The sequence below is a fragment of the Canibacter zhoujuaniae genome (assembly GCF_011752005.1).
GTDB lineage: Bacteria > Actinomycetota > Actinomycetes > Actinomycetales > Microbacteriaceae > Canibacter > Canibacter zhoujuaniae.
In genome coordinates, this window is record NZ_JAAIJZ010000001.1 from 714,334 (window position 1) to 735,192 (window position 20,859).

At 55.8% G+C, this 20,859-nt stretch carries 21 protein-coding genes; 9 read left to right on the top strand and 12 right to left on the bottom strand.

What is annotated here, in order from left to right:
- Positions 1 to 28: 28 nt before the first annotated feature.
- From HCR00_RS03295 to HCR00_RS03340, 10 genes are all read right to left on the bottom strand, one after another.
- A complete protein-coding gene (locus tag HCR00_RS03295) occupies positions 29 to 784 on the bottom strand; it encodes an amino acid ABC transporter ATP-binding protein (RefSeq protein ID WP_166987393.1) in 756 nt (251 codons plus the stop codon).
- Positions 781 to 1,650: an amino acid ABC transporter permease gene (locus HCR00_RS03300; protein WP_166987390.1), complete on the bottom strand. Its 870-nt coding sequence runs from the start codon at positions 1,648 to 1,650 to the stop codon at positions 781 to 783. The genes HCR00_RS03295 and HCR00_RS03300 overlap by 4 nt, the downstream gene beginning before the upstream one ends.
- Positions 1,651 to 1,666: 16 nt before the next feature.
- Positions 1,667 to 2,521, bottom strand: a complete 855-nt coding sequence (locus HCR00_RS03305) for an ABC transporter substrate-binding protein (RefSeq protein WP_167142727.1) — start codon at positions 2,519 to 2,521, stop codon at positions 1,667 to 1,669.
- Positions 2,522 to 2,632: 111 nt separating this feature from the next.
- Entirely contained in the window at positions 2,633 to 3,910 is a 1,278-nt protein-coding gene (locus HCR00_RS03310) for an amidohydrolase family protein (protein WP_166987384.1), read from the bottom strand.
- Positions 3,898 to 5,688: an adenosylhomocysteinase gene (locus HCR00_RS03315; protein WP_167142730.1), complete on the bottom strand. Its 1,791-nt coding sequence runs from the start codon at positions 5,686 to 5,688 to the stop codon at positions 3,898 to 3,900. Before HCR00_RS03315 ends, HCR00_RS03310 begins: the two co-directional genes overlap by 13 nt.
- Position 5,689: 1 nt before the next feature.
- Positions 5,690 to 6,301, bottom strand: a complete 612-nt coding sequence (locus HCR00_RS03320) for a hypothetical protein (protein WP_167142733.1) — start codon at positions 6,299 to 6,301, stop codon at positions 5,690 to 5,692.
- Positions 6,302 to 6,305: 4 nt separating this feature from the next.
- Entirely contained in the window at positions 6,306 to 6,980 is a 675-nt protein-coding gene (locus HCR00_RS03325; RefSeq protein WP_167142736.1) for an asparagine synthase, read from the bottom strand.
- A gap of 145 nt (positions 6,981 to 7,125) precedes the next feature.
- The gene (locus HCR00_RS03330) at positions 7,126 to 7,272 is read right to left on the bottom strand and encodes a MetS family NSS transporter small subunit (RefSeq protein ID WP_166987373.1); all 147 of its coding nucleotides are present in this window, start codon (positions 7,270 to 7,272) and stop codon (positions 7,126 to 7,128) included.
- A 3-nt stretch (positions 7,273 to 7,275) separates the two neighbouring features.
- Positions 7,276 to 8,880 (bottom strand): sodium-dependent transporter, encoded by a 1,605-nt coding sequence (locus HCR00_RS03335; RefSeq protein ID WP_167142739.1) that lies wholly within the window; start codon positions 8,878 to 8,880, stop codon positions 7,276 to 7,278.
- A 152-nt stretch (positions 8,881 to 9,032) separates the two neighbouring features.
- Positions 9,033 to 10,136 (bottom strand): enoyl-CoA hydratase/isomerase family protein, encoded by a 1,104-nt coding sequence (locus HCR00_RS03340; protein WP_167142742.1) that lies wholly within the window; start codon positions 10,134 to 10,136, stop codon positions 9,033 to 9,035.
- Positions 10,137 to 10,161: 25 nt separating this feature from the next.
- Here HCR00_RS03340 and HCR00_RS03345 point away from each other — a divergent pair, with 25 nt between their 5' ends.
- The 6 genes from HCR00_RS03345 to HCR00_RS03370 all read left to right on the top strand — a co-directional run bounded on the left by HCR00_RS03345 (position 10,162) and on the right by HCR00_RS03370 (position 16,878).
- Positions 10,162 to 11,010 carry a DUF3097 family protein gene (locus HCR00_RS03345; RefSeq protein ID WP_167142745.1) on the top strand — a complete coding sequence of 283 codons (849 nt, stop codon included), beginning with the start codon at positions 10,162 to 10,164 and terminating at the stop codon, positions 11,008 to 11,010.
- Positions 11,011 to 11,026: 16 nt separating this feature from the next.
- Positions 11,027 to 11,914, top strand: a complete 888-nt coding sequence (locus tag HCR00_RS03350; protein WP_167142748.1) for an alpha/beta fold hydrolase — start codon at positions 11,027 to 11,029, stop codon at positions 11,912 to 11,914.
- Between the two features lie 95 nt (positions 11,915 to 12,009).
- The gene (locus HCR00_RS03355; RefSeq protein ID WP_167142750.1) at positions 12,010 to 13,551 is read left to right on the top strand and encodes an ABC transporter substrate-binding protein; all 1,542 of its coding nucleotides are present in this window, start codon (positions 12,010 to 12,012) and stop codon (positions 13,549 to 13,551) included.
- Positions 13,548 to 14,504, top strand: a complete 957-nt coding sequence (locus HCR00_RS03360; protein WP_167142753.1) for an ABC transporter permease — start codon at positions 13,548 to 13,550, stop codon at positions 14,502 to 14,504. Before HCR00_RS03355 ends, HCR00_RS03360 begins: the two co-directional genes overlap by 4 nt.
- Positions 14,504 to 16,171 carry a dipeptide/oligopeptide/nickel ABC transporter permease/ATP-binding protein gene (locus HCR00_RS03365; protein WP_167142756.1) on the top strand — a complete coding sequence of 556 codons (1,668 nt, stop codon included), beginning with the start codon at positions 14,504 to 14,506 and terminating at the stop codon, positions 16,169 to 16,171. Before HCR00_RS03360 ends, HCR00_RS03365 begins: the two co-directional genes overlap by 1 nt.
- Positions 16,168 to 16,878, top strand: coding sequence for an ABC transporter ATP-binding protein (locus HCR00_RS03370; RefSeq protein ID WP_167142759.1), 711 nt, complete (start codon positions 16,168 to 16,170; stop codon positions 16,876 to 16,878). Before HCR00_RS03365 ends, HCR00_RS03370 begins: the two co-directional genes overlap by 4 nt.
- Positions 16,879 to 16,900: 22 nt before the next feature.
- Here HCR00_RS03370 and HCR00_RS03375 read toward each other — a convergent pair whose 3' ends face one another.
- Both HCR00_RS03375 and HCR00_RS03380 read right to left on the bottom strand, forming a co-directional pair.
- Positions 16,901 to 17,164, bottom strand: a complete 264-nt coding sequence (locus tag HCR00_RS03375; RefSeq protein WP_167142763.1) for a zf-HC2 domain-containing protein — start codon at positions 17,162 to 17,164, stop codon at positions 16,901 to 16,903.
- Positions 17,161 to 17,742, bottom strand: a complete 582-nt coding sequence (locus HCR00_RS03380) for a sigma-70 family RNA polymerase sigma factor (protein ID WP_167142766.1) — start codon at positions 17,740 to 17,742, stop codon at positions 17,161 to 17,163. Before HCR00_RS03380 ends, HCR00_RS03375 begins: the two co-directional genes overlap by 4 nt.
- Positions 17,743 to 17,931: 189 nt before the next feature.
- Between HCR00_RS03380 and aroA the strand changes: the two genes are divergently transcribed.
- From aroA to bcp, 3 genes are read left to right on the top strand one after another with little or no spacing between them, the layout of a single operon-like run.
- A complete protein-coding gene (gene aroA / locus HCR00_RS03385; protein ID WP_167142769.1) occupies positions 17,932 to 19,266 on the top strand; it encodes a 3-phosphoshikimate 1-carboxyvinyltransferase in 1,335 nt (444 codons plus the stop codon).
- Positions 19,263 to 20,312: a ribosome small subunit-dependent GTPase A gene (gene rsgA, locus HCR00_RS03390; protein WP_167142772.1), complete on the top strand. Its 1,050-nt coding sequence runs from the start codon at positions 19,263 to 19,265 to the stop codon at positions 20,310 to 20,312. Before aroA ends, rsgA begins: the two co-directional genes overlap by 4 nt.
- A 55-nt stretch (positions 20,313 to 20,367) precedes the next feature.
- Positions 20,368 to 20,838 carry a thioredoxin-dependent thiol peroxidase gene (gene bcp / locus HCR00_RS03395; protein ID WP_167142775.1) on the top strand — a complete coding sequence of 157 codons (471 nt, stop codon included), beginning with the start codon at positions 20,368 to 20,370 and terminating at the stop codon, positions 20,836 to 20,838.
- Positions 20,839 to 20,859: the final 21 nt, after the last annotated feature.

The window sequence follows — 20,859 nt, forward strand, 5'->3', positions numbered from 1 at the left end:
GGTTGTAATCAACCGAACTAGTTTACGCCTAAACAGAAAACGGATCACGCAGTCGTGAGAGAAATTCCTTAGTTTCAGGCTGTTTTGGGTTGTCGAAGATTTGTTCCGGGGTGCCCGACTCGATAATGCGGCCGTCTTTCAGATAAACAACCCTATCTGCCACCTGCCGCGCAAAACTCATCTCATGTGTGGCCATCAGGATCGTTGCACCGTTCGCCTTCAGATCACGCACAAGATCAAGCACCTCACCAACAAGCTGCGGATCGAGTGCGCTGGTGATCTCGTCAAGCAGCAAAAGCTCCGGTTTGGTTGCGATTGCCCGCACAATTGCAACACGCTGCTGCTGCCCACCTGAGAGCCGATCAGGGTATGCGCTCGCCTTATCGCCAAGACCAATGCGTTCGAGCAGCTCGAGCCCACGTTTTTCAGCCTCCGCCTTCGGCACATTAAAAACATGCCGGGAGGCTAGTGTCACATTATCGAGCACGGTCATATGGGGGAAGAGGTTGTAGTGCTGAAACACCACCCCGATCCGCCCCCGGATCTCATCCTGATCAACACGCGGATCGGTAATATCTGTCTCACCCAAAAAAATCTGACCGTCATCAACCTGCTCCAACAGATTAACCGTCTTTAACAGTGTGGATTTGCCGGAGCCGGAAGCGCCGATCAGCACAACCACCTCGTGTTCATGCACACTCAGGTCGAGCCGGTCGAGCACCGTGTTCTCGCCGAAGCGTTTAGTAACCTGCTGCGCTTTGAGCACCACCGTCTGCGCGCTCATACAACACCGCCAATCTGCTCACGCTGTTGGGCTTTCTTATTTAGATGCTCAGTAATGTAAAGAAACGGGAGCGCTAGCACAACAAAACACAGCCCCGCCACAACATAAGGGGTGAAGTTGTAGACCTGCGCAACATCAATCTGCGCCATCCGCACGGCATCAACGGCGCCCAACACCGAAATTAGGCCCACGTCTTTCTGCATCGACACAAAATCGTTCATCAGCGCCGGAGTCACCTTGCGCACCGCCTGCGGCATCACAACCAGTCGCAGAGTTTTTCCGTGACTGAGGCCGAGTGATCTGGCGGCGATGCGCTGTGAGGGGTGCACGGCTTCAATGCCGGAGCGCAGCACCTCGGCAACATAAGCGGTGTAGCACACAATTATCGCGATGGTGCCCCACACCGCAGCCGGCAGGCGCGGCACAATGCCAAGCCCGGGAATACCGTAACCGATCAGATACAGCAGCACCAAGACCGGCACACCGCGGATCAGATCTACATACCCTCGCGCGAAAAGACGCAACGGGGTAAACACCGGGTTGCGAAGGGTGCGAATATAGGCCAACAGTGAGGCGAAAATTGCCACCCCGATAACCGCAAAGAAAAGCACCCGCAGGTTGAGCCACAGACCCTCTAAGACGTGCGGCAGGCTGGTGCGCGCAACCTCTAAATTCAAGAAACTCTGGCGCACAACCTCCCAACCCGGGCTGTTCAGCAACACCACCACGACCGCAGCCAGAAGCACCAGGGTGCTGGTGATCGAGATGAGCACAGATTTACGCTGCGCCCCGGCACGATAGCGACGCCGCTCTAACTCGATCTCGCTCGGTTGCATATCTCTGCCTGCGGTCGTGGTGTTTACCATCTAGGTATTGCCTCAGTTACTTCAAAATTGGTGCGTCAAGGTTTGCGAGCCACTTCGCAGCAAGCTCATCAAGTGTGCCTTCGTTGCGCAGATTTTCAAGCGCTTTATTTACGTCAGCAAGAATCTTAGAACCCTTTGGGAGCACGAACGCGAAATCGTCACCGCTCACACCCTCACCGACAAGCTGACCGACAATCACGCCCTCACCCTCGAGCTGCACATCACGCACGTAGTATGCGCTCGGCAGATCAACAACGAGTGCATCAATTTGACCAACCTGCAGCGCAGCGACAGCGTCCTCATTGCTGTTAAACACCTGCACATCAGTGTTCGGCGCAATCTGAGATTCAACCGCAGCTAGTGATGTGGTGCCAGACTGCACACCGATAACAGCGTCCTTCAAATCAGCGATGCTGCTTGCCTTGGCGGCAGAAGTGCCCGCTGCGGCAACAACCGCCTGAGTGGTTGTGTAGTAAGCGTTTGAAAAATCAACAGCCTGCTTGCGTTCTTCCGTAACAGAGAACTGCTGGAAGTTTAGATCCCAAGTCTTTGGGCCCGGCGCAATAGATGCGTCAAACTGCTCACGCACCCACACAACATCATCGCCCTCAAAACCAAGCTCTTTAGCTAGCGCAACAGCGACTGCAGCCTCAAGCCCTTCACCGCTGGCTGGATCGTCATTCAAAACCCATGGGGCGTAGGCTGGCTTGCTGGTTGCAAAGGTGATTTTACCCTCGGTCACATAGCCGCTTGCTGACGCAGCACTATCGCTGTTGCCGCCGTCTTCTGCGCTACCAGCGCAACCGCTAAGCAGCAGCACAGCAGCCGCTGCGGCCGCACCAAACTTTGCAAACTTTGAAAAGCGAGACAAGGTGTTCCTCCGTTTGTCGTTAATTACTTCACTGACTTTGCAGACAGCAACCCTTAGAAGTTTAATTATCTTTCGTTAGCTGCTCTACAGCACCGGTCACAATTTGTAACATTACAGCGGAGCGCAAAATTTTTCACGACCGTCGATAATCGTGCGGCGATTTAGTCCGGCACCGGCTTCTACCAGTTCGGCGAGCACCTCTTTAGGATCAGCGCTAGCCGTCTCAAAAAATGCAAGATCTGCGCTAGCTCCCGCAACAAGCTGGCCGATCCGCTTCTCCCCCACCTGCTGACCGAGGGCTGTTGCTCCACCCAGCGTGAGGGCGGTAAAAAGCCGCTCGTGCAGGTCAGGCGCGGCATAGCCTTGGCGGCGGGCAATGTCATAGAGCAGGGCAACGTCTGCCAGCGGGTCGAGGCTTGGTGACGAGGAGAGCGAGTCTGTGCCAACCGCTATGTGATTGCCCTCGCTGAGATAGGCCGCAACCGGCGGTTCGTCTAAGCCGATCACACTGTTTGAACGGGGGCAGAGAGCCACCGCTGTGCCGCGAGCGCGCAGCAGGGCACGATCGTCAGCGTCTACGTATACGCCGTGCGCGATGTGACAGTCTGGCCCGAGCACACCGAGTTGATCAACGAATTTAGTTGACGATACTCCGATACCGCGCTGCCGTAGGTCGGTGAAGCTGTCACTGCCGGTGCTCGCCCAATCTGAAACTCCGCCGAGCAGGCCGCCCTCGTCTGCGTCTTCAGCGAGGTGAATGTGCAGTCTGAGCCCCGCTTCACGCGCAATATCTGGCAGATCCAGCAGCGGCTCTACCCCGAGCGAGTAGGGTGCGTGCGGAGAGACGCCAGCAGCTGGCGGTGTGGGGATCGCGTGCACCTGGGCACGCACATCAGCAAGCTGTGCGGCACCCCAGTCGCTGTTGGTTTTACCGTAAATCTCCCAGAAGGTGACGCCGTGCATTCCGGCGTCGTGCAGGGCGGTTAGTGCTTCGCGGTCGGTCACAACATCCGCCGCAGCTGTGACGCCCGCCCGCAAGGAGAGCTGAGTGCCGGTCTGGGCTGCTGCCTGCCAGTCGTGTTGTTCGCGGTGATACACGAGGTCAAAGGCATCACCCCACTGTTTAAACCCGCTGTACTGCTTCTCTGCAACCTCTGCCATGCAGGTGTACTGCAGATGGGTGTGCGCGTTTACCAACCCCGGGGTGAGGGCGCCCTCCCACCGTTCTTCGGTGAAGCGGAGGCCGCGATCCTGTAACTGCTGCAGCACCCAGGCGCGATCGCCAACGTGCAGGATTCGATCTTGCAGCACTGCAACCGCTCCGTCTTTAATCGCCGGCCCCGTTATTGGGAAAACTGTTCGCGCGCTGTAGACCGTTACCTTGGACACGCACCCTCCTCTTCTCTGTAGCGGTGGTTTTGCCAGGGGGTGAGAGCTTCGCGGCTGGGCGCCGTATAACTGCCGGAATAGGTTTCAGCATCAAGATTGAGGGCGACTCGCGCAATATCGCGCACAGCCTGGGCGGATAGTTCGTAAACCGCTGGTCGGGCTTCAGCTAACTCAGTTCTAAGTTGCAGCAACGCCGCTGCCTGAGTTGCAAAACTGAGATCCATAACCTCTATTGGGTTACCCTCACCACTTGTGTAATTAACGCCGTGCCCAAAAGCCAAAATATGCACGTCTGTGTTTGTGTCTACGCGTCTGAGCGTGAGTGCGCCAGCGTAGGGTGACTCCACCTGTTGCACAGCGCCGTCTGCCAGGGCTGCAGCACTGTTAATTTCGTCTGTCACGCCCCCGGCAACCGCAAAAACAGCATCCGATTTTGCAGCTAAAATTTCTGCGACTCCGATTGTGTCGCGGTAGCCGGTGGCGCTCACTACAATGTCAGCGGTAGCAACCGCTTGAGCGGTATGGGCAGTGTGAAAACCATCTGTTTGTGCCTGCAGGGCACGCAGTGGATCCCGCTCAACCACAGTCACTTTCGCGCCCAGCGCGCGAGCAGCTCGCACCACCCCGAAGCCGACCGGGCCGAAACCAAACACCAGAATCTCACTATCGATAAGCGGCCTATCCAGATCGTATGCGATAGTCAGGATGCAGCTTTCTCCTGTGCCAACCCGATTATCAAAAAGTGTTTTAGTTGGGGCGTCGTTCACCGCTACAACCGGCACCCGCAAGGCCCCCGCAGCCGCCATCCCTCTGAGGGGTGTGACACCGCTCGTGGTTTCTTCTGCGACGCCGCGCAGCTGCTGCAAACTTTCGGGGTGCGCAAGATGTAAAAGTCGCACCAAGTGCGCCCCATCGTCAATCAACCAGTGCGGCTTCCAAGACACTGCCTTCTGGGCAGCTCGGATATCTGCGGCACGGTCTTCGATCTCAGTTTGTTGTGGCGTAAAAACGATTATTTCCCGGTCTTGAAGAGCTGCAGCAACTGCTGGGTCGCACTCATTAGCCGGGGCAAATACCGCTACATCAGCTCCGGTGCGCTCCCGCAACAACAGTGCCAGCGTGGCGGTTTTGGGCTCCAAAATCAGGCTGATAAGAATTTTTTCGCCCCGCATATCACCAAGTTTTTGCACCAACCGCGCGGTGGTCGTCATATGCGATTTCGCCCACGCTAGGCGGCCTGCGGCATCAGCCTGTCTGAAATCAAAATTGTGGCTCGTGGCGACGCCGATTTGCCTGCCGTTTCTAAGGCTGATCAGCGTTAGAGCGGCACGCGGTGCATCCGGCACAACTGTGCCGCCCGCAGCTGTGAGCTGTTTAGTTAGCGCCTCAGAAAGCGCAGTCACCTCATCTGCGCACCTAACGACCGGCACAAAAATAGGTGTTAAAGCCGCACTCAAATTGTCTTCAGCACCGTTTCGAGAGTCAGTGGCAGCAGCTGTGCGCGCAGCAGCGGGTGCTGTTAGCAATTTTGCTGCCGCGTGCGCATCTGTAAAGAATACAAACTGTGCCGCGCCCGCTCCGCTATCAGTCGCGCCTGTGTCAAGCCCGCCAAGCCCACTAGCAATCTCCCGCACCACAGTTAGCGCCGGATGGTCCTTCTCACCGACAACAGCAAAGGTGGCGCCGGCGATCATTTGATTACCAACGCGCGCGGCCGCTACTACGGCACGTTGAGCTGCTAAGAAATGTGCCCTATTGCGCAAAGCAAAACCCGCCACTTTAGCCTTCAGATTGACTCTCAGAATCTGCTGGCGTTTTATCACCATCGCCAGAGTCGGTCGTCGCCTCCTCCTGCGCTACAGCCTGACACTCCGCGAGCATTCCCTGCTCGTCCACGGCCAAACCGAGAGTTTTTCGCAAGTCAGTAATCACTGCTGCATCGGCAACCGCACCCCAGTCAAATTTGAGCAGTTCTGTTGCGCTAAGCTCCCGAGCCCCCGCGGCCGCTGCTGTGTACTGCTGCAACGCCTCGTTCACCTTCTCAAACTTAGGTGCAACTTCCAGCGAAAGCTCTGCCGCATCAGATGCAAGCTGTTGATTAGCCGTCGTATACGCGGCCGCTAGTTTATCGAGCGCTTCCTGAGCCTGGATTCGCAGTAGCTCTATCTCCGGCGCCGCAAGCCCATTCTCTGCACCCTGCCGCAACTGGGAGAGGCTGTATTGTACTGCAGCATAGGCATCATTTATTGGGCACACCGCCTGCAGATAGTGCCGCCCGACCTCATCTAGCGGCAGCACATCCTTCACCTTTTCGACCGTTTCAGTCGCATAGGCGCAGCCGCTTAAAGAGGCCACAAAACCAGCAGCCAGGATCACAGATGCAATTCGCACTCGTCTACTTTGCATCCTGTTTGCGCCCTCCAAAAAGTTTGCTGAACAGCCGCGGCTGCGCTGTAGAGGGAGGGGTTACAAGGTTTTGCAGATCGGTTGCGAAAGCCTCGATACGCTCCTTGCGGCGTTCCTGATATTCAGCGCTGTGATCGCCACTGTAGTAGGGGTGTGTCGCCATTTCAGCGAGTGAACTACCAATCTCAGCCCAAGCCTGCTCCCAGGCGCTGACAGCTGACTTATCTAGATAGTTTTTGTCGTCAGCCCAAGCCTGCAACTGTTCAGCAATGCCCAAATACACTTTTTCACGGTGTTCAAGAATGTAGTCGTCGGCTCTGCCGTACTCTGTTTCGGTAAAGGTTGCGCGACCGTAGACCTGAATATCGCGGCGCAGATCGCGGATCCGACTCGCATCATTTTCGCGCTCCAGCGCCAAATCTAGCGCGACCTTGCGCACCAGTTCGCGCACTTTTTTACCGTCATAGTCTTCTTTGCGCTTTAAAGCATCCATGATGATCGCGTTTTTAACAGTCATGCGCACAGCAACATCGGCGACCAATACGCCCTGTTCAACGATCTCTGCGACCGGGGCGAGTTCACGTTTTGGTAGGTTGCGCGCTGAGCTTTGGTTACTGCGTGAAGTCTGAACGACTAACCGCCGAACCTTCTCCCAGAAACCCACTGCTAACTCCTGCCCGCGACGCCCAAATACTCTACCTATTTAGTATTGCTTAAAACCGAGTTTTCTGCACCCCAGATTACGCAGTATTAAGCCCGCTGTAACAAAAGTTACAGCGGGCTTAAGTCGGAGTTAAATTAGACCGAAATCAAAAAGATTCGCGATCGATTTCTTCGCCGCCCTCTGGATAGTGGTCGACCTCCGGTTTGCGCAGGTAAAAAGCTACCGCTGCGCCGAGACCGCCCCACAGAAGAACCGCAGAGACAATAAACATTATGAGTGCTGAGCTGTTCATGGCTTAGCTCTCCTTTCCTGCTGAAGGATCAAAGGCAGCTGCGTTAGCGATCTCATCTGCTGGCTTTGCTCCAGGAATTGGCGGCCATGCCTTAAAGCCGCGCACAGGGGTGTTCCACGGCAGCAGCGTCAGCACGATGGAGGCGATCAGCATGAGTGCGAGTGTGCCCCAACCGAACACGCCCAAGTACCAGCCCTCATAACCCTCATAGCCGTCACTAACTGTTGAAATAATCACCTGCACGAGCATGTAACCGATAACCAGCGGGGCGAGGATCCCCACAAAGACCTGCCAGATCTTACCAACCTTGAATGTTGAGATCGCTGACAGGTGGCCCGCAAGCTCGCCACCACGACGGTTGACCCAGATGACCAGCACAACGGTGACGATTGCTGATGCCACAATGCCCATCTGGTTTGAGAAGAAGTCGAGGGTGTCGAGCGTGATGAGGCCCGTTGTGGTGCCGATCAGCAGCACCGAAATAACCGCCATCGGCAGGCCAACGCCCCAAGTTGCGGCGCCGCGTGAGAGCCCGAACTTGTCAATGAAGCCGGCCAGCACAACCTCCAAAATAGACAGCAGTGAGGTAAACCCGGCCAACAGCAGTGAGCCGAAGAACAGCGTTCCAAACAGCCACGACAGCGGCAGCGCTGACACAATCGCTGGGAAGGTTGCAAACGCAAGCATTGGCCCGGTTAGCCCCTCCAGATCACCAACGGCAACACCCTGTGTGTGAGCAAGGTAGCCAAGCGCAGCAAACACACCAACACCCGCGAGCAGCTCGAATGAGCTGTTACCGAAGGCCACAACAAGACCGGATGAGGCCATGTTTGCGCGACGCTTTTGGTATGAGCTGTAGGTGATCATAATGCCGAAAGCAACAGACAGGGAGAAGAAGATCTGACCGTATGCGGCAACCCAAATCTGTGGTTTACCCAGCTGTGAAAAGTCGGGGGTGAAGAAGGCGTTCAGACCGTCTACCGCACCAGGCTGCAAGAGCGCACCAATCACCAGCGCCAAGAAGCTCACAAACAGCAGCGGGATTGTAATGCTGTTGGCTTTCTGCACACCCTTAGCCACACCCAGCGCCAAAACAGCAAGCACAAGCACCCAGAAAACCACCATCGGGATAACAACCGCGGGCACGAGGTCAAAGGTGAGCTGATTCTCGGTATCGAGCTGCAGATAATCGAAGAGGAAGAACTCCTGTGTGCTAGCGCCACTCTCCCAGTTCTGCTTGAAGCTGAAAATGAAGAACATACTGGTCCAGGCAATCACCGCGGTGTAGTAGATCGCGATGATGACGTTAATCATCACCTGGAACCAACCGAGTGTCTCACCCGGGCGCCCCGCCGCACGCCGCAAAGCCAGCGGTGCTGAACCACGGAAGCGGTGACCGATTGCGTAATCAAGCAACAGAATTACAACGCCAGCTGTCAGCAGCGCGATGAGGTATGGCAGGAGGAAAGCGCCGCCGCCATTTTGATATGCAACGCCGGGGAAACGCCAGATGTTTCCCAGACCGACTGCAGAACCAAGCGCTGCGAGGATGAATCCTGATTGGCTCGTCCAGGCACCGCGCTGGTACTTAGATGTTTTTTGCGCCATTTCTATGACACCTTCCAATAAAACTCTGATGAGAAGCTGTCCGATGTCTTCGTTGACGTTAATCGCGGCTTGTGGCGTTGTGTCACGCTGAGAAGCGCACCGGCCTAGGGGTGTTTAGAAACCTTATTTTACAGGCTCTATAGACGATATTGTCACTTATCCTCCAACCAATTTGCAAACACGGCCTGCTCGTGTGCATTCAGGTCAGAAGTAAGAGCTGCCGCAACCTGCTGTTCCACAGTCTGCGTATCACTCAATGCGCTCCACTGCGGGCTGTTATCTTTATCAATAATGCGAGCGCGCACGCCCTCTCGAAAATCCGCTCGCGCCACCAGCCGGAAGAGCACGATCAGGTCTGAGCCGAGAGCGGTTAGCGGAGTTAGCTGCTTACTGCGGTTTTGCACGACCCGCCACAGCGCAACTGCCGCAGTGAAGGGGCAAACCTCTGCAGCCTGCACAGCAAGATTCTTACCGTACTCAGATTTTGCAGATTTGAGTAGCTCAAACAGGTGCTGTAGCGCCTCAAGCGGCCCGCCGGGCAGGTTTAACAGTGTTTCTGGCTGCAGGGCGGGTGCAAGATCCGCAGCAAGTTCTGCGAGCGGATCGCGCGTAAGCTCCTCTTTCTGCAGCGCAAACTCGCGCACAATATCCTGCGGTGTTTGATTCTCCGAAATATTAGAAAGCGCCTGCGTCAAAGCGTCATGGTCTGCTGCTGCAACAGCAAAGTCTGCAAAGTCGTTGTCGAGTGCCGCACGCGCGCCAAAGCTTGCGCTAACCGCCGCCGCAATCTCTCCAAAACCCGGCTGTGAGCTTGCGAGGATACGGTTAATCCCAACGTCGGGGATGATGCCGATGCGCGTCTCAGGCATCGCCATTGTGATATCCGGTGTCACAACCCTGACCTGTGCGTGACTGCCGAGCCCGATACCGCCGCCCATTGTGATACCGTGCATGAGCGACACAATCGGTATTTTGCTTGTCGCGATCGCATAATCGGTGTTGTATTCAGCGAATAAAAACTCTTCTGCGGCGTGCAGATTTTCACTCATCTCTCGAATATCTCCGCCGGCGCAAAAGGCGCGCTCCCCCGCCCCGCGCAACACAATTACACGATGTCTGCTGGGGTCTGCGCCGCGCACAGCAGCGGTGAGAGCTAAACACATATTTTTTGTTAGCGCGTTTAATTTTTGCGGGCGGTTGAGTGTGATGATGAGAGCGCTTCCTCGCGACTCCACCCTAAGGTTTGACTCGTCCATAAATTCATAGTTTATTCTGCACTGTATGTGGGAAGACATTTACGGCAGCGATCCGCTAGAAAATATGCGTCCCCGCCGCGGTCCGGTAGAACGCAAAACAATAGTTCTGCAAAAAGGCCTGGTGCTGGAGCACTCACAAACCGAATGGGCTGGGGCTGTTGTTGGCGCCGATAGTAAGTATGTGAAGTTGGAGGATTTTCGCGGCAGCGTTCGCACCTTCGCCATCAATGACGCATTTCTGCTGGAGGGGAAACCTGTGCGCCTCACCCTGCCCACTCGTAAACCGCAGCGGCAGCGCACCGCCTCAGGCTCCTTTGCCGGTGAGGTGAAAACCGGCAAGGCTCGCGCCCGTATCGCGCAACCAAGCCGTATTTTTGTTGAGGGGCGGCATGACGCAGAACTAATTGCGGACGTCTGGGGCGACGATCTGCGCGAGGTCGGGGTTGTTGTTGAGTATCTTGAGGGGGCGGATCACCTGCAGCGAGTGCTGCAGGAGTTTCAACCCACCGCTGCACGGCGGGCGGGTGTGCTGCTTGACCATCTGGTGCAAGGCTCTAAAGAGAGTCGGATCGCATCCACAGCTATTCCCGCAAGTCAGCGTGAATTCGTGCGGATCGTCGGGCATCCGTTCATTGATATTTGGCAGGCGGTAAAACCTGAGCGGCTCGGGATACCCGCATGGCCTGAGATCCCGCACGGCACTGACTGGAAAACAGGGGTGTGTAAAAAGCTTGGCTGGCCGGCAGCGGATCAGGCAGATATTGCTGACGCATGGCAGCGGATCCGCGCGCGGGTGCGCGACTATCGCGACCTTGAGCCGAGCCTTGTGGGGCCGGTCGAGTCGCTCATAGATTTTGTGACCGTCGGCGTTTAACCCTACGCTGCTGTATATGTCTAATCTCTCCTACAGAAGAAGTTACGTTGACAGCGTTGCTACTAAGGTGAGCACTCTAAGGTTTGGCACCGGCCCTATAGAGTATGTGTTTCTGCACGGTGCTGGGCTCTACGGCCTCGCATGGGAAGGCACGCTGAAGTCTCTGAACAAAATCACCGGAGAGCAAAGCAGTGCGCTGGTGTTGGATCTGCCCGGGCACGGCATGAGTGATTGGCGACAGGACGGCGACTACAGCCCCGCTACACTAGCCGCAGATGTCATCGCTGTGCTGCAAAACTTTCCCGGCGATATTTTTAATGGCGACACTAAACCCCTGCTTATCGGGCACTCACTCGGCGGGCTCACAGCAGCAAAAATCGCCGCGCAACAGCCGGATTGCTTTGCCGGTGTGCTGATTATAGATATCACTCCAGGCGTGTATGGCACCCCAGCAACCAGCTCTATTCTAGAGTTTATAACCGGTAAAACAGTGTTTGATTCGCGCGCAGAAATGATTGAGCGGGCAATTGCTTTCGGGCTCGGGCCAACAGCCGCAAGCCTCGAAGGCGGGGTTACGCGCAACTCTCGCAAACGCCCGGATGGAAAGTATGAGTGGCGCCACCACCTTGCACACCTACCGCCGTCAAACGAGCAGAAAAGCGAAGCAGCAATTGCCGAGCTGCGCGATGACCTCTGGCAGGCTTTAACTAAGGCCAGTGAGCAGCTACCGACCCGCATGTTACTCGCATCCAACGGCATGGTTTCAGACGCAGCGGCAAAAACAGCACGCGAGATAACACCGCGTGTCACTCTCGCAACGATTGCGGGCACCCATAATTTACACGATTCAAACCCTGAGCAGCTCGCAAACGAAATCCACCGCTTCCGGGTTGCGGTTCGGTAACGGAATAAGAAAAAGGCTTTAGTTGTTGCAGTCAGTAAACGTAAAATCGTACGCTGGCAAATTTTCTATCGCGAGTCGATGAAAGGCAAAACAGATTGAACTCTTCAGCCGCAGAAACTAATGCCCAGAACGGCTTCCAGAGGCGCGAACCCAAAAAACGGCGCACCGGTGTGATTATCGGAGCTATTGCTGCTCTCGCTGTCATAGGTGCTGTCGCTGCTGGCGCAGTCCTGCTAAATAAATCAAATAAAGATGAGAGTCTCAGCATCGGGTTGATTCTTGAACCAACCAACTTGGATGTGCGCAACACCTCCGGGGTTGCGCTCGATCAGATTTTGCTCGACAACGTGTATGAGGGGCTGATTACGCTGCGCCCCGGCACAGTAGACGAGTTTCAACCGGCGCTTGCGACCGCGCTGCCAGAGATTAGCGCAGACGGCCTCACCTACACTTTTAAACTGCGTGAGGGAGTTAGTTTCCATAACGGAGCGACGCTCGATGTAAACGATGTTGTTACTTCGCTTCAAGCTGGTTTGGAGTCTGAAGATATAACTGCAAACGTGAGCGGAGATGAGGCTGCTCGTACGGTCACGATCACCCTGACACAGCCGAACAGTGAACTTTTGTGGCACCTTGCGGGGCGAGCTGGCATTGTGCTTGATGCAGAGGCTACTAACGACCTCGCCAACACAGCAAACGGCACCGGGCCTTTCAAATTTGTAAACTGGCGTGAGGGCGACAGCCTGACCCTAGAGCGCAATGATGACTACACAGGAAACAACCCAGCGCAGATTCAGCAGGTGGTATTCCGGTTTATTCCCGATGGTCGTGCCGCAGTTAATGCTCTGAAAGACGGTTCGCTCGATGTGCAAACAGCTCTGCTGCCTAGCTTGCGGGCCGACCTCGAAAATCAGCCGGGTTTTGATCTGGTGCGCGCCGAAAGCACTGACGTCTTCACACTAGCCTTCAATAGCGCACGTGCGCCGTTTGATAACCCGCTTGTGCGACAGGCGCTCAGCCAGGCAATCAACACTGATGCAATCATCACCTCACAGCACGGTGACGGCAAAACATTAGGCTCACCGATTACAGAACTGGAGCCTGGTTTCCAGAACCTCTCAGCTGTAAACGCATACAACCCTGAAAATGCAAGGATCCTGCTTGCGCAGACCGGAAATGAAAATCTGAGCCTCACAATCACGGTGCCAAACCACTATGATTCGGCTGCATTAGATATCGTTGCTAGCCAACTCCAGCAGATTGGGGTGAGCGTAAATATAGACCGCGTAGACTTCGGAACTTGGCTAGAGCGGGTTTACATGAACAAAGACTACGATCTGTCTTATGTAGATCATGCAGAAGCGCGTGACTTCGATAACTACGCAAACCCGAACTACTATTTCGGCTATAACAGCCCCCAGGTGCAGCAGCTTGTTGCTAAAGCGCGCACGGCAACTGATCCCGCCAGCGCTGACGCCCTGTTGCAGGAGGCTGCAGCGGTGGTTGCCCAGGATGCTCCGGCAAAATGGTTGTTTAACTACACTCCAACCACTGTAATTTCTGATGGGGTTTCCGGTTTTCCAACTTCGAACACAAATTCGCGAATTAACCTGTCAACTGTCACTATTAACGAGTGATTAAAATTCTTTGGAGCAGGCTCGCCTTCCTGCTGGGAGGCTGGTTTTTGGCGAGCCTGCTCATATTTTTTACCCTGCGACTGCTCCCGGGTGATGTAGCGCAGATCATCGGCGGCACGCAGGCTTCAAGCGCAAGAATCGCTGAGATCCGCACCAATTTAGGGCTTGATCGCCCACTGTTAACCCAATATTTTGACTGGATCAGCGCTTTCATCACAGGCGATCTTGGCACCTCACTAGTCAGCCGCACACCGGTTGCAGAGCAGCTGCTTGAAAAAGCTGGGGTCACACTCCCCTTGGTGTTAATTAGCTCTATCGTCATGCTGGTGATCGCAGTTCCCCTCGGCATATTTACCGCCTACCGCGCCGGCCGCCCACTCGCGGACGCAACAGCGACAACAGCCTACGCCGCAGCTGCGCTACCGGCTGTCTGGGTTGCTCTTCTGCTAATTCTCATCTTTTCTTCCTGGTTAAACATTTTCCCCTCGCAAGGCTTCCCCGCACGCGGGTGGGCAGATCCTTTAAACGCGATATATTCCCTGCTCCTACCCGGCATCACTATTGGGCTGATAGAAGCAGCAATTCTGTTTAGATTTATCCGCAGTGCCACACTCAGTGCGCTGCACTCAGAACCGCTGCGCACGGGCATGAGTTTCGGCATGACTCGCAGCACCGCGCTGATCCGTTACGGGCTGCCGCAGGTTGGTCTGTCTCTAATCGGCACCCTCGGAGTGCAGCTGGCCGGTCTTGTGGTTGGCGCTGTGGTGATCGAGCAGATCTTCACGCTCCCCGGTGTGGGCACAATGCTGGTGAGCGATATTAACTCACGAGATCTCGCCAAAGTTGCAAGCACGCTCATGGTCATTACCGGTTTTATTCTGCTGCTGGGTACGGTTATGGACACCCTCGCACAGCTGCTTGACCCCCGTCTACGTGAGAGAAAAACCCGCTGATGCTGAGCCTTTACCGTATCAATAAGTTTGCGCCGCTGGCTCTAGCGGTTGTCGCGCTGACAGCGCTTGCCGCTTTACTGTCGTTGTTTTGGACACCGTATCCACCAAACTTCGCTAACCCTGACAACCTCTGGGCCGGCCCCTCAGCTGCGCACCCACTCGGAAATGACGGCAGCGGGCGGGATCTGCTCTCAGGCCTGCTTGCCGGTGCGCAAGTTACTGTTGTCGTTGCTCTGTGCACGGCAGCTGGATCCGCCCTCTTAAGTTTGCTACTTGCCGGGCTTACCGTGCGCGGCCCACGCATCACCAGACAGCTCTCGAGCGTCATTATTGATGTGCTGATTGCCTTTCCGACGCTGCTGTTGGCGATGATGCTCGCAGCTACTTTCAAAAACAGTGTTATTATCGTGGTCGCTGCGCTCATTTTCGGTTTTGGATTCAGTTTGAGCCGCGTTATTCGTGGTGAGCTCGCACAAGCCTATAGCAGCGACTTTGTGACCGCAGCTCGTTTTTCCGGTGTTGGTGAGTGGCGCATTTTCTGGCGCCACTGCGTGCTGCCCGCAACACCCGTGTTAATCACAAAAACAGCACTCGCAATGGGTTTGGCGGTGCTCGCCGAATCCAGTCTCAGCTATCTGGGGTTTGGCGTGCCGCAGTCGACACCATCTTGGGGGCGGATGCTCGCGCAGACGCAACAGGCTGCAAGTGTGTATCCGCTAGCTGCGGCTGTGCCGGGTGTTGCTCTGACTGCGTTTGCACTCTCCTGTTTCGTGCTCGGTGATGCGCTACGTCAGCTTGCCGACCCCCGACTGCGCCGCCGCTCACGGTCTCGAGTGACGCCGGTTTCTCTCGCGCAGCAGGCTGTTATCCACCCGCAGCAAACAGCAGCTACAAAACCTCTGTTAACTGTGCAGGATCTGACTATTACAGACAGCGATGGCGCTGAGCTCTTACACAAAATTAGTTTCACTGTGCACCAGGGTGAGCGGATCGGCATTATCGGCCGTTCTGGATCTGGCAAAACACTCACCGCCCAGGCAATCGCACAGTTGCTGCCAACAGCACTCACACCCAGCGGCAGCATCGACTATGCGGGGGAGGCCATCCTCGGGCTAACGGAAGAGGCCGCAGCAAATCTCAGAGGCGCTGAAATATCTTACGTTTTCCAAGAGCCTAAAACAGCTCTCAACCCGCTGCAACAGCTCTGGAAGCAGATGACAGCCGCTCTCAATCACCACTTTCAGCTAAGCAGAGCAGCAAGACGGGAGCAGGCGCAGATACTCGCAGAGCGGGTCGGCCTCGAGCCAGAGCTGCTAACACGGTATCCGCATCAGGTTTCGGGTGGGCAGCGACAGCGCGCAGCGATCGCCGCCGCCCTCAGCGCGAATCCGAAACTGGTTATCGCAGACGAAGTGACAAGCGCGCTCGATCATGACATGCGGCAACAGATTCTGAGGCTGCTGGGAGAACTCACCGGCACTAACGAGCGCGCGCTGATTTTCATCAGCCACGACCTAACGCAGGTGCGCGATCTCGTTGATCGTGTGCTTGTGATTGACCACGGCTATCTTGTTGAAGACGGATCGGTGGCAGAAATATTTGCTAATCCAAAACACGCCACCACTAAGGCCCTGCTTGGCGCGAGCACTCGAGAGGAGAGAGTGTGAGCGAACCACTCTTTGAGGTGAAAAATCTAACCGTTGATTACGGTAGCAAAAAGCCTGCGCTGCGAAACGTCTCGCTAACGGTTGAGCCCGGTGAGCGTCTCGCAATTGTTGGCCCTTCCGGGTCTGGTAAAACAACCCTCTTGCGCTGCCTAGTGGGGATAGAGCAGCCAACTACAGGGACGGTGCGCTACCGTGGTGAGCCTGTTGGCAGATCGCGTGCGAGCGGCCAAAGGGTGCGCCGGGAGACCGGGTTTATTGCGCAAGATCCGCAATCCAGCTTCAACCCGCTGCTCACCGTTGAATCTTCGCTCTGGGAAACCGCCACAGCGCACCTCTCGTTTCGCGCACGACACCGGGCACGTGCTGCAGTTCGGGCAAGAACGCTAGAGCTGCTGCAAGAGCTAGCGCTCTCTGAAGACAGCATCAACCGCTATCCGCACGAATTTTCTGGCGGGCAGCGACAGCGTATCGCAATCGCACGCGCTCTCATCACCGATCCAACAACTTTGGTCGCCGATGAGCCTGTCAGCGCGCTTGATGTGCTTGCACGGCAGCGGTTTGTGGCAACTCTGCTTGACGTGGTAGCTAGCCGTGAACTAACTCTGATCACGGTGACCCATGACCTAACTATCGTCCCAAACCTTGCAACCCGGTTAATCGAGTTGCGAAACGGTGCAATCACGCAGGACACAGCACTACCTGCTTAAGAGCGGTTGGGACTTACAAAACTTAGTTTGTGTGGTTGCTCCGCAGCTGCTGCATAATCACTTCCCGCAGACTTTCAGGTGCCTGTTCCTTACAGGCGCGCTGCACAGCTTTCGTCAAACGGTGCAGGGTGTCTTCAATGCTTTTACAGCCATCACAGCCGTCTATGTGCGCTCTCAGCGTTTGCTGCTCCTGAGCGTCCAGTTCGCCGTGCACAAGCTCTTCAACTTTAGCGCGCAAGGTAGCGCAATCACAGGGATCTATCTGTTCATTTACTGTGTTAGTCATGCCTGCTCCTGTGTTTGGGTAATAATGCCTTCTGCAACGGCGTAATCGTGCAGCATCTCCCGCAGCTGTCTGCGCGCACGATGCAAGCGACTCATCACCGTACCGATCGGGACGTTGAGCATCTCAGCAATTTCGCGATAGCTGAAACCCTCGACGTCTGTGAGCAAAACAACCATTCGAAAATCTGGCTTTAACTCTCCCAGCGCTTTGCTCACCACCGGCGCAGGAATCTTATCTAACGCCTCTGCCTCTGCTGAGCGCGCGTTGGATGCGGTCATTGATTCTGCGTCACCGAGCTGCCAATCCGCCATCTCATCTGTGGCACCAACTCTAGGCTCACGCTGCGCTTTACGATAGCGATTTATATAAGAATTAGTGAGGATCCGATACAGCCAGGCCTTCATGTTTGTGCCCTGCTGAAACCTCTCAAAAGCGGTAAACGCCTTCATAAAGGTTTCCTGCACGAGGTCTTCCGCATCATGTTTATTGCGCGTCATACGCATTGCTGCAGCGTATAACTGATCCAAATACGGCATCGCCTGCTCAATAAACAGTTCTTCACTAGTTGGTGCGCTCATTACCGACAATTCTAGTTGCAGATCTAGCAACGTTAGGTTGGAATCGTCAGCTGCTGTCGCAGCCTCTGACACTCGCCTCTTTTTTAACCTCACACCTAGTGCAACTGTGCGCAATAACCGCTTATTCCCACCGCCCTAGCTGCTGCTTGTTTAAAACAAGAAATAGCGGATGCCAGTAGGCTAGAAGCGATGTTTGTTGCAAGAAATAATGCGCAGTCGGTGACGGCTGAACGTGTGGTGCCCTGGGCTGCTCCCACGCCGATAGACCCGATAAACGCCTTTGTTCCCCTGCCCGGTTCAAAATCGCTTACAAACAGAGAGCTGGTGCTTGCGGCGCTCGCAAACGATACGAGCACAATAGTCGCACCGCTTAGGTCACGCGACACCAATCTCATGATTAACGGCCTTACGACCCTCGGCACTGTGTTTGAGAGCGAGACTGTCGGCGAGATTGAGCAGCTGCGCGTCACACCGGCGCAAGAGCTGACAGGATCAGGCACAATTGACTGCGGTCTGGCGGGAACTGTGATGCGTTTCCTGCCTGCAGTTGCCGCGCTCGCCCTGGGCCCGACAGGGTTTGACGGCGATCCATACGCACGCAAACGCCCAATGGGGCCGGTGCTAGACGCCCTCAGACAGGTTGGTGTTGATATTAGCGATGACGGGCGGGGCGCGCTGCCATTCACCGTGCACGGATTTGGGTCTGTGTCGGGCGGTCGGGTCAGTCTCGATGCCTCACTCTCGAGTCAGTTTGTGTCGGGTTTGCTGCTCGCGGCTGCCCGCTTTGAAAATGGTGTGCACGTTATTCACACGGGTGAGCATCTGCCGAGCATTCCGCACATTGAGATGACTCTGGAAACGCTTACAGCACGCGGGGTTAAGGCATACTCTCCAGAAGCAGGGGTGTGGGTTGCAGAGCCAGGGCCGATAGCAGCAAGAACCGTCACAATTGAGCCGGATCTATCAAACGCCGCCCCGTTTCTCGCTGCGGCACTTGTCACCGGCGGGTCTGTGACTGTGCCGCTATGGCCACACACAACAACCCAAGTGGGTGATCAGCTGCGCAGTTTACTGACACACTTCGGCGCAACCGTCACCAAGACCGAAGACAAGCTCACCGTCACCGGACAGCCGGACGGCAAGATCAACGGCGTGCAACTGCACATCCCCGAGGCGGGTGAGCTAGCGCCGGCGCTGGTTGGTCTCGCAGCCCTCGCAGACGAACCGAGTCGGATCACCGGCATCGGTCATATTCGACACCATGAGACAGATCGCATCGCAGCCTTAGTTTCTGAAATTAATAATCTCGGCGGTGACGCTCGCGAGCTACCAGATGGCATTGAGGTGCGCCCGGCGCAGTTGCACGGCGGGTTGTGGCGCGCATACGCTGATCACCGCATGGCCACAACAGGCGCACTCATCGGTTTGCGGGTGCCGGGTGTCGAAATCGACGATATCGCCTGCACCTCTAAAACTATGCCTGATTTTATTGGCATGTGGGCCAGGGCTCTGGGGTGTGAATGAACCGCCATTTAGACAGCTATGAGCGCTACGCTGACTACGGCGACCGGGTGCGAGTGCGCCCCAATCCAAAAGCAAACAGACCGCGTTCAAAGCAGCGCCCGGATCACAGCTCAGCTCCTGTGGGCATGGTTATCGGGGTGGATCGCGGGCGCTACACGGTAATAATTGACGCCGACTCCGGATCCGAACGCACAGTGCTCTGCGCACGCGCGAGCGAGCTGCGCAAAACCGCTATCGTCATCGGAGACCGGGTGCGGGTGACCGGTGATACGAGTGGCGCTGTTGGCACTCTTGGTCGTATCGTGAGTGTCACAGAGCGCACAACCCTGCTGCGCCGCAGCGCAGATGACACAGACCGTATTGAGCGCGTGATGGTTGCAAACGCCACCCAGATGTTAATCGTGGTTGCAGCGGCTAACCCTGAGCCGCGGGTTGGGCTGGTAGATCGCTCTCTAGTTGCCGCCTACGATGCCGGAATTCGCCCGCTTATCTGCGTCACCAAAACAGACATTGCAGACCCCAGCGCGTTTCTAGCACACTTCCGCGCTCTCGATGTGCCTGTTTTTCTCTCTGCCTATAACGACTGGCCAACTGCTCAATTGCAAAAGCAGCTCGCCGGTGAGACCACAGTTTTCATAGGTCATTCGGGGGTTGGAAAATCAACTCTCATTAACGCTCTGGTGCCCGACGCTAACCGCGCTACCGGGCACGTCAATGCGGTTACCGGCCGGGGCCGCCACACTTCAAGCTCCTCTGTTGCGCTCAGACTGCGGAGCGAAAAAACCAAATCAGCGTGGGTTATTGACACCCCCGGTGTGCGCTCGTTTGGGCTCGGGCACGTCAGCGCTGCTTCGGTTATTGCCGGGTTCGCAGATTTAGCCGAGATAGTCGCTGCGTGTCCACGCGGCTGCGATCACAACGCCACCACGCCAGACTGTGAGCTCAACCTGCGCGCCCAGCAGGGGGAGCTCAGTGATTCTCAGCGAAGCCGTCTAGACTCGTTGCGAAGGCTGTTAGCCACCGCAGACGCACCAGACCGGCAGTAGTTTTTCGGCTGAGGCCGGCAATAGGCGGCTGCGGCGAAGATCCGAAAGGAAAAATATGAGCACCGAACTTACCACCGGCGATGCAGCCCCAGAATTTGAGCTGCTGGATCAGCACGGTAACCTCGTTAACTCCAAAGATTTACGCGGGCAAAAAACTGTTTTGTTTGTTTACCCAGGCGCAATGACGCCCGGTTGCACAAAAGAAGCCTGCGATTTTCGCGATAATACAGCCCATTTAGAGGCTCTGGGTTACCGCGTGATTGGTCTCTCGAAAGACGCAGTTGAGAAGCAGCTGAAGTTTAGCGAGCGTGACAGTTTGAACTATCCCCTGCTCAGCGACCCGCAGCTTGAACTGCACCGCAAACTTGGCGCATACGGCCCGAAGAAACTCTACGGGAAACTTGTCGAAGGTGTTATCCGCTCAACATTTGTGATTGACGAAAACTGGGTTATTGAGCACGCTCTGCGCAATGTGAAAGCAACCGGTCATGTTGCGCGGATAGTGAAACTGCTAGAGGCTGCCTAGCGCACGAGAGGCCGGCAAAGC

What these genes read in the sequence shown, in the direction of transcription:
- HCR00_RS03295 (WP_166987393.1), bottom strand. Translation starts at nt 784, where the DNA reads ATGAGCGCGCAGACGGTGGTGCTCAAAGCGCAGCAGGTTACTAAACGC.
- HCR00_RS03300 (WP_166987390.1), bottom strand. Translation starts at nt 1,650, where the DNA reads ATGGTAAACACCACGACCGCAGGCAGAGATATGCAACCGAGCGAGATC.
- HCR00_RS03330 (WP_166987373.1), bottom strand. Translation starts at nt 7,272, where the DNA reads ATGAACAGCTCAGCACTCATAATGTTTATTGTCTCTGCGGTTCTTCTG.
- HCR00_RS03335 (WP_167142739.1), bottom strand. Translation starts at nt 8,880, where the DNA reads ATGGCGCAAAAAACATCTAAGTACCAGCGCGGTGCCTGGACGAGCCAA.
- HCR00_RS03340 (WP_167142742.1), bottom strand. Translation starts at nt 10,136, where the DNA reads ATGGACGAGTCAAACCTTAGGGTGGAGTCGCGAGGAAGCGCTCTCATC.
- HCR00_RS03345 (WP_167142745.1), top strand. Translation starts at nt 10,162, where the DNA reads ATGTGGGAAGACATTTACGGCAGCGATCCGCTAGAAAATATGCGTCCC.
- HCR00_RS03350 (WP_167142748.1), top strand. Translation starts at nt 11,027, where the DNA reads ATGTCTAATCTCTCCTACAGAAGAAGTTACGTTGACAGCGTTGCTACT.
- HCR00_RS03365 (WP_167142756.1), top strand. Translation starts at nt 14,504, where the DNA reads ATGCTGAGCCTTTACCGTATCAATAAGTTTGCGCCGCTGGCTCTAGCG.
- HCR00_RS03375 (WP_167142763.1), bottom strand. Translation starts at nt 17,164, where the DNA reads ATGACTAACACAGTAAATGAACAGATAGATCCCTGTGATTGCGCTACC.
- HCR00_RS03380 (WP_167142766.1), bottom strand. Translation starts at nt 17,742, where the DNA reads ATGAGCGCACCAACTAGTGAAGAACTGTTTATTGAGCAGGCGATGCCG.
- aroA (WP_167142769.1), top strand. Translation starts at nt 17,932, where the DNA reads ATGTTTGTTGCAAGAAATAATGCGCAGTCGGTGACGGCTGAACGTGTG.
- rsgA (WP_167142772.1), top strand. Translation starts at nt 19,263, where the DNA reads ATGAACCGCCATTTAGACAGCTATGAGCGCTACGCTGACTACGGCGAC.
- bcp (WP_167142775.1), top strand. Translation starts at nt 20,368, where the DNA reads ATGAGCACCGAACTTACCACCGGCGATGCAGCCCCAGAATTTGAGCTG.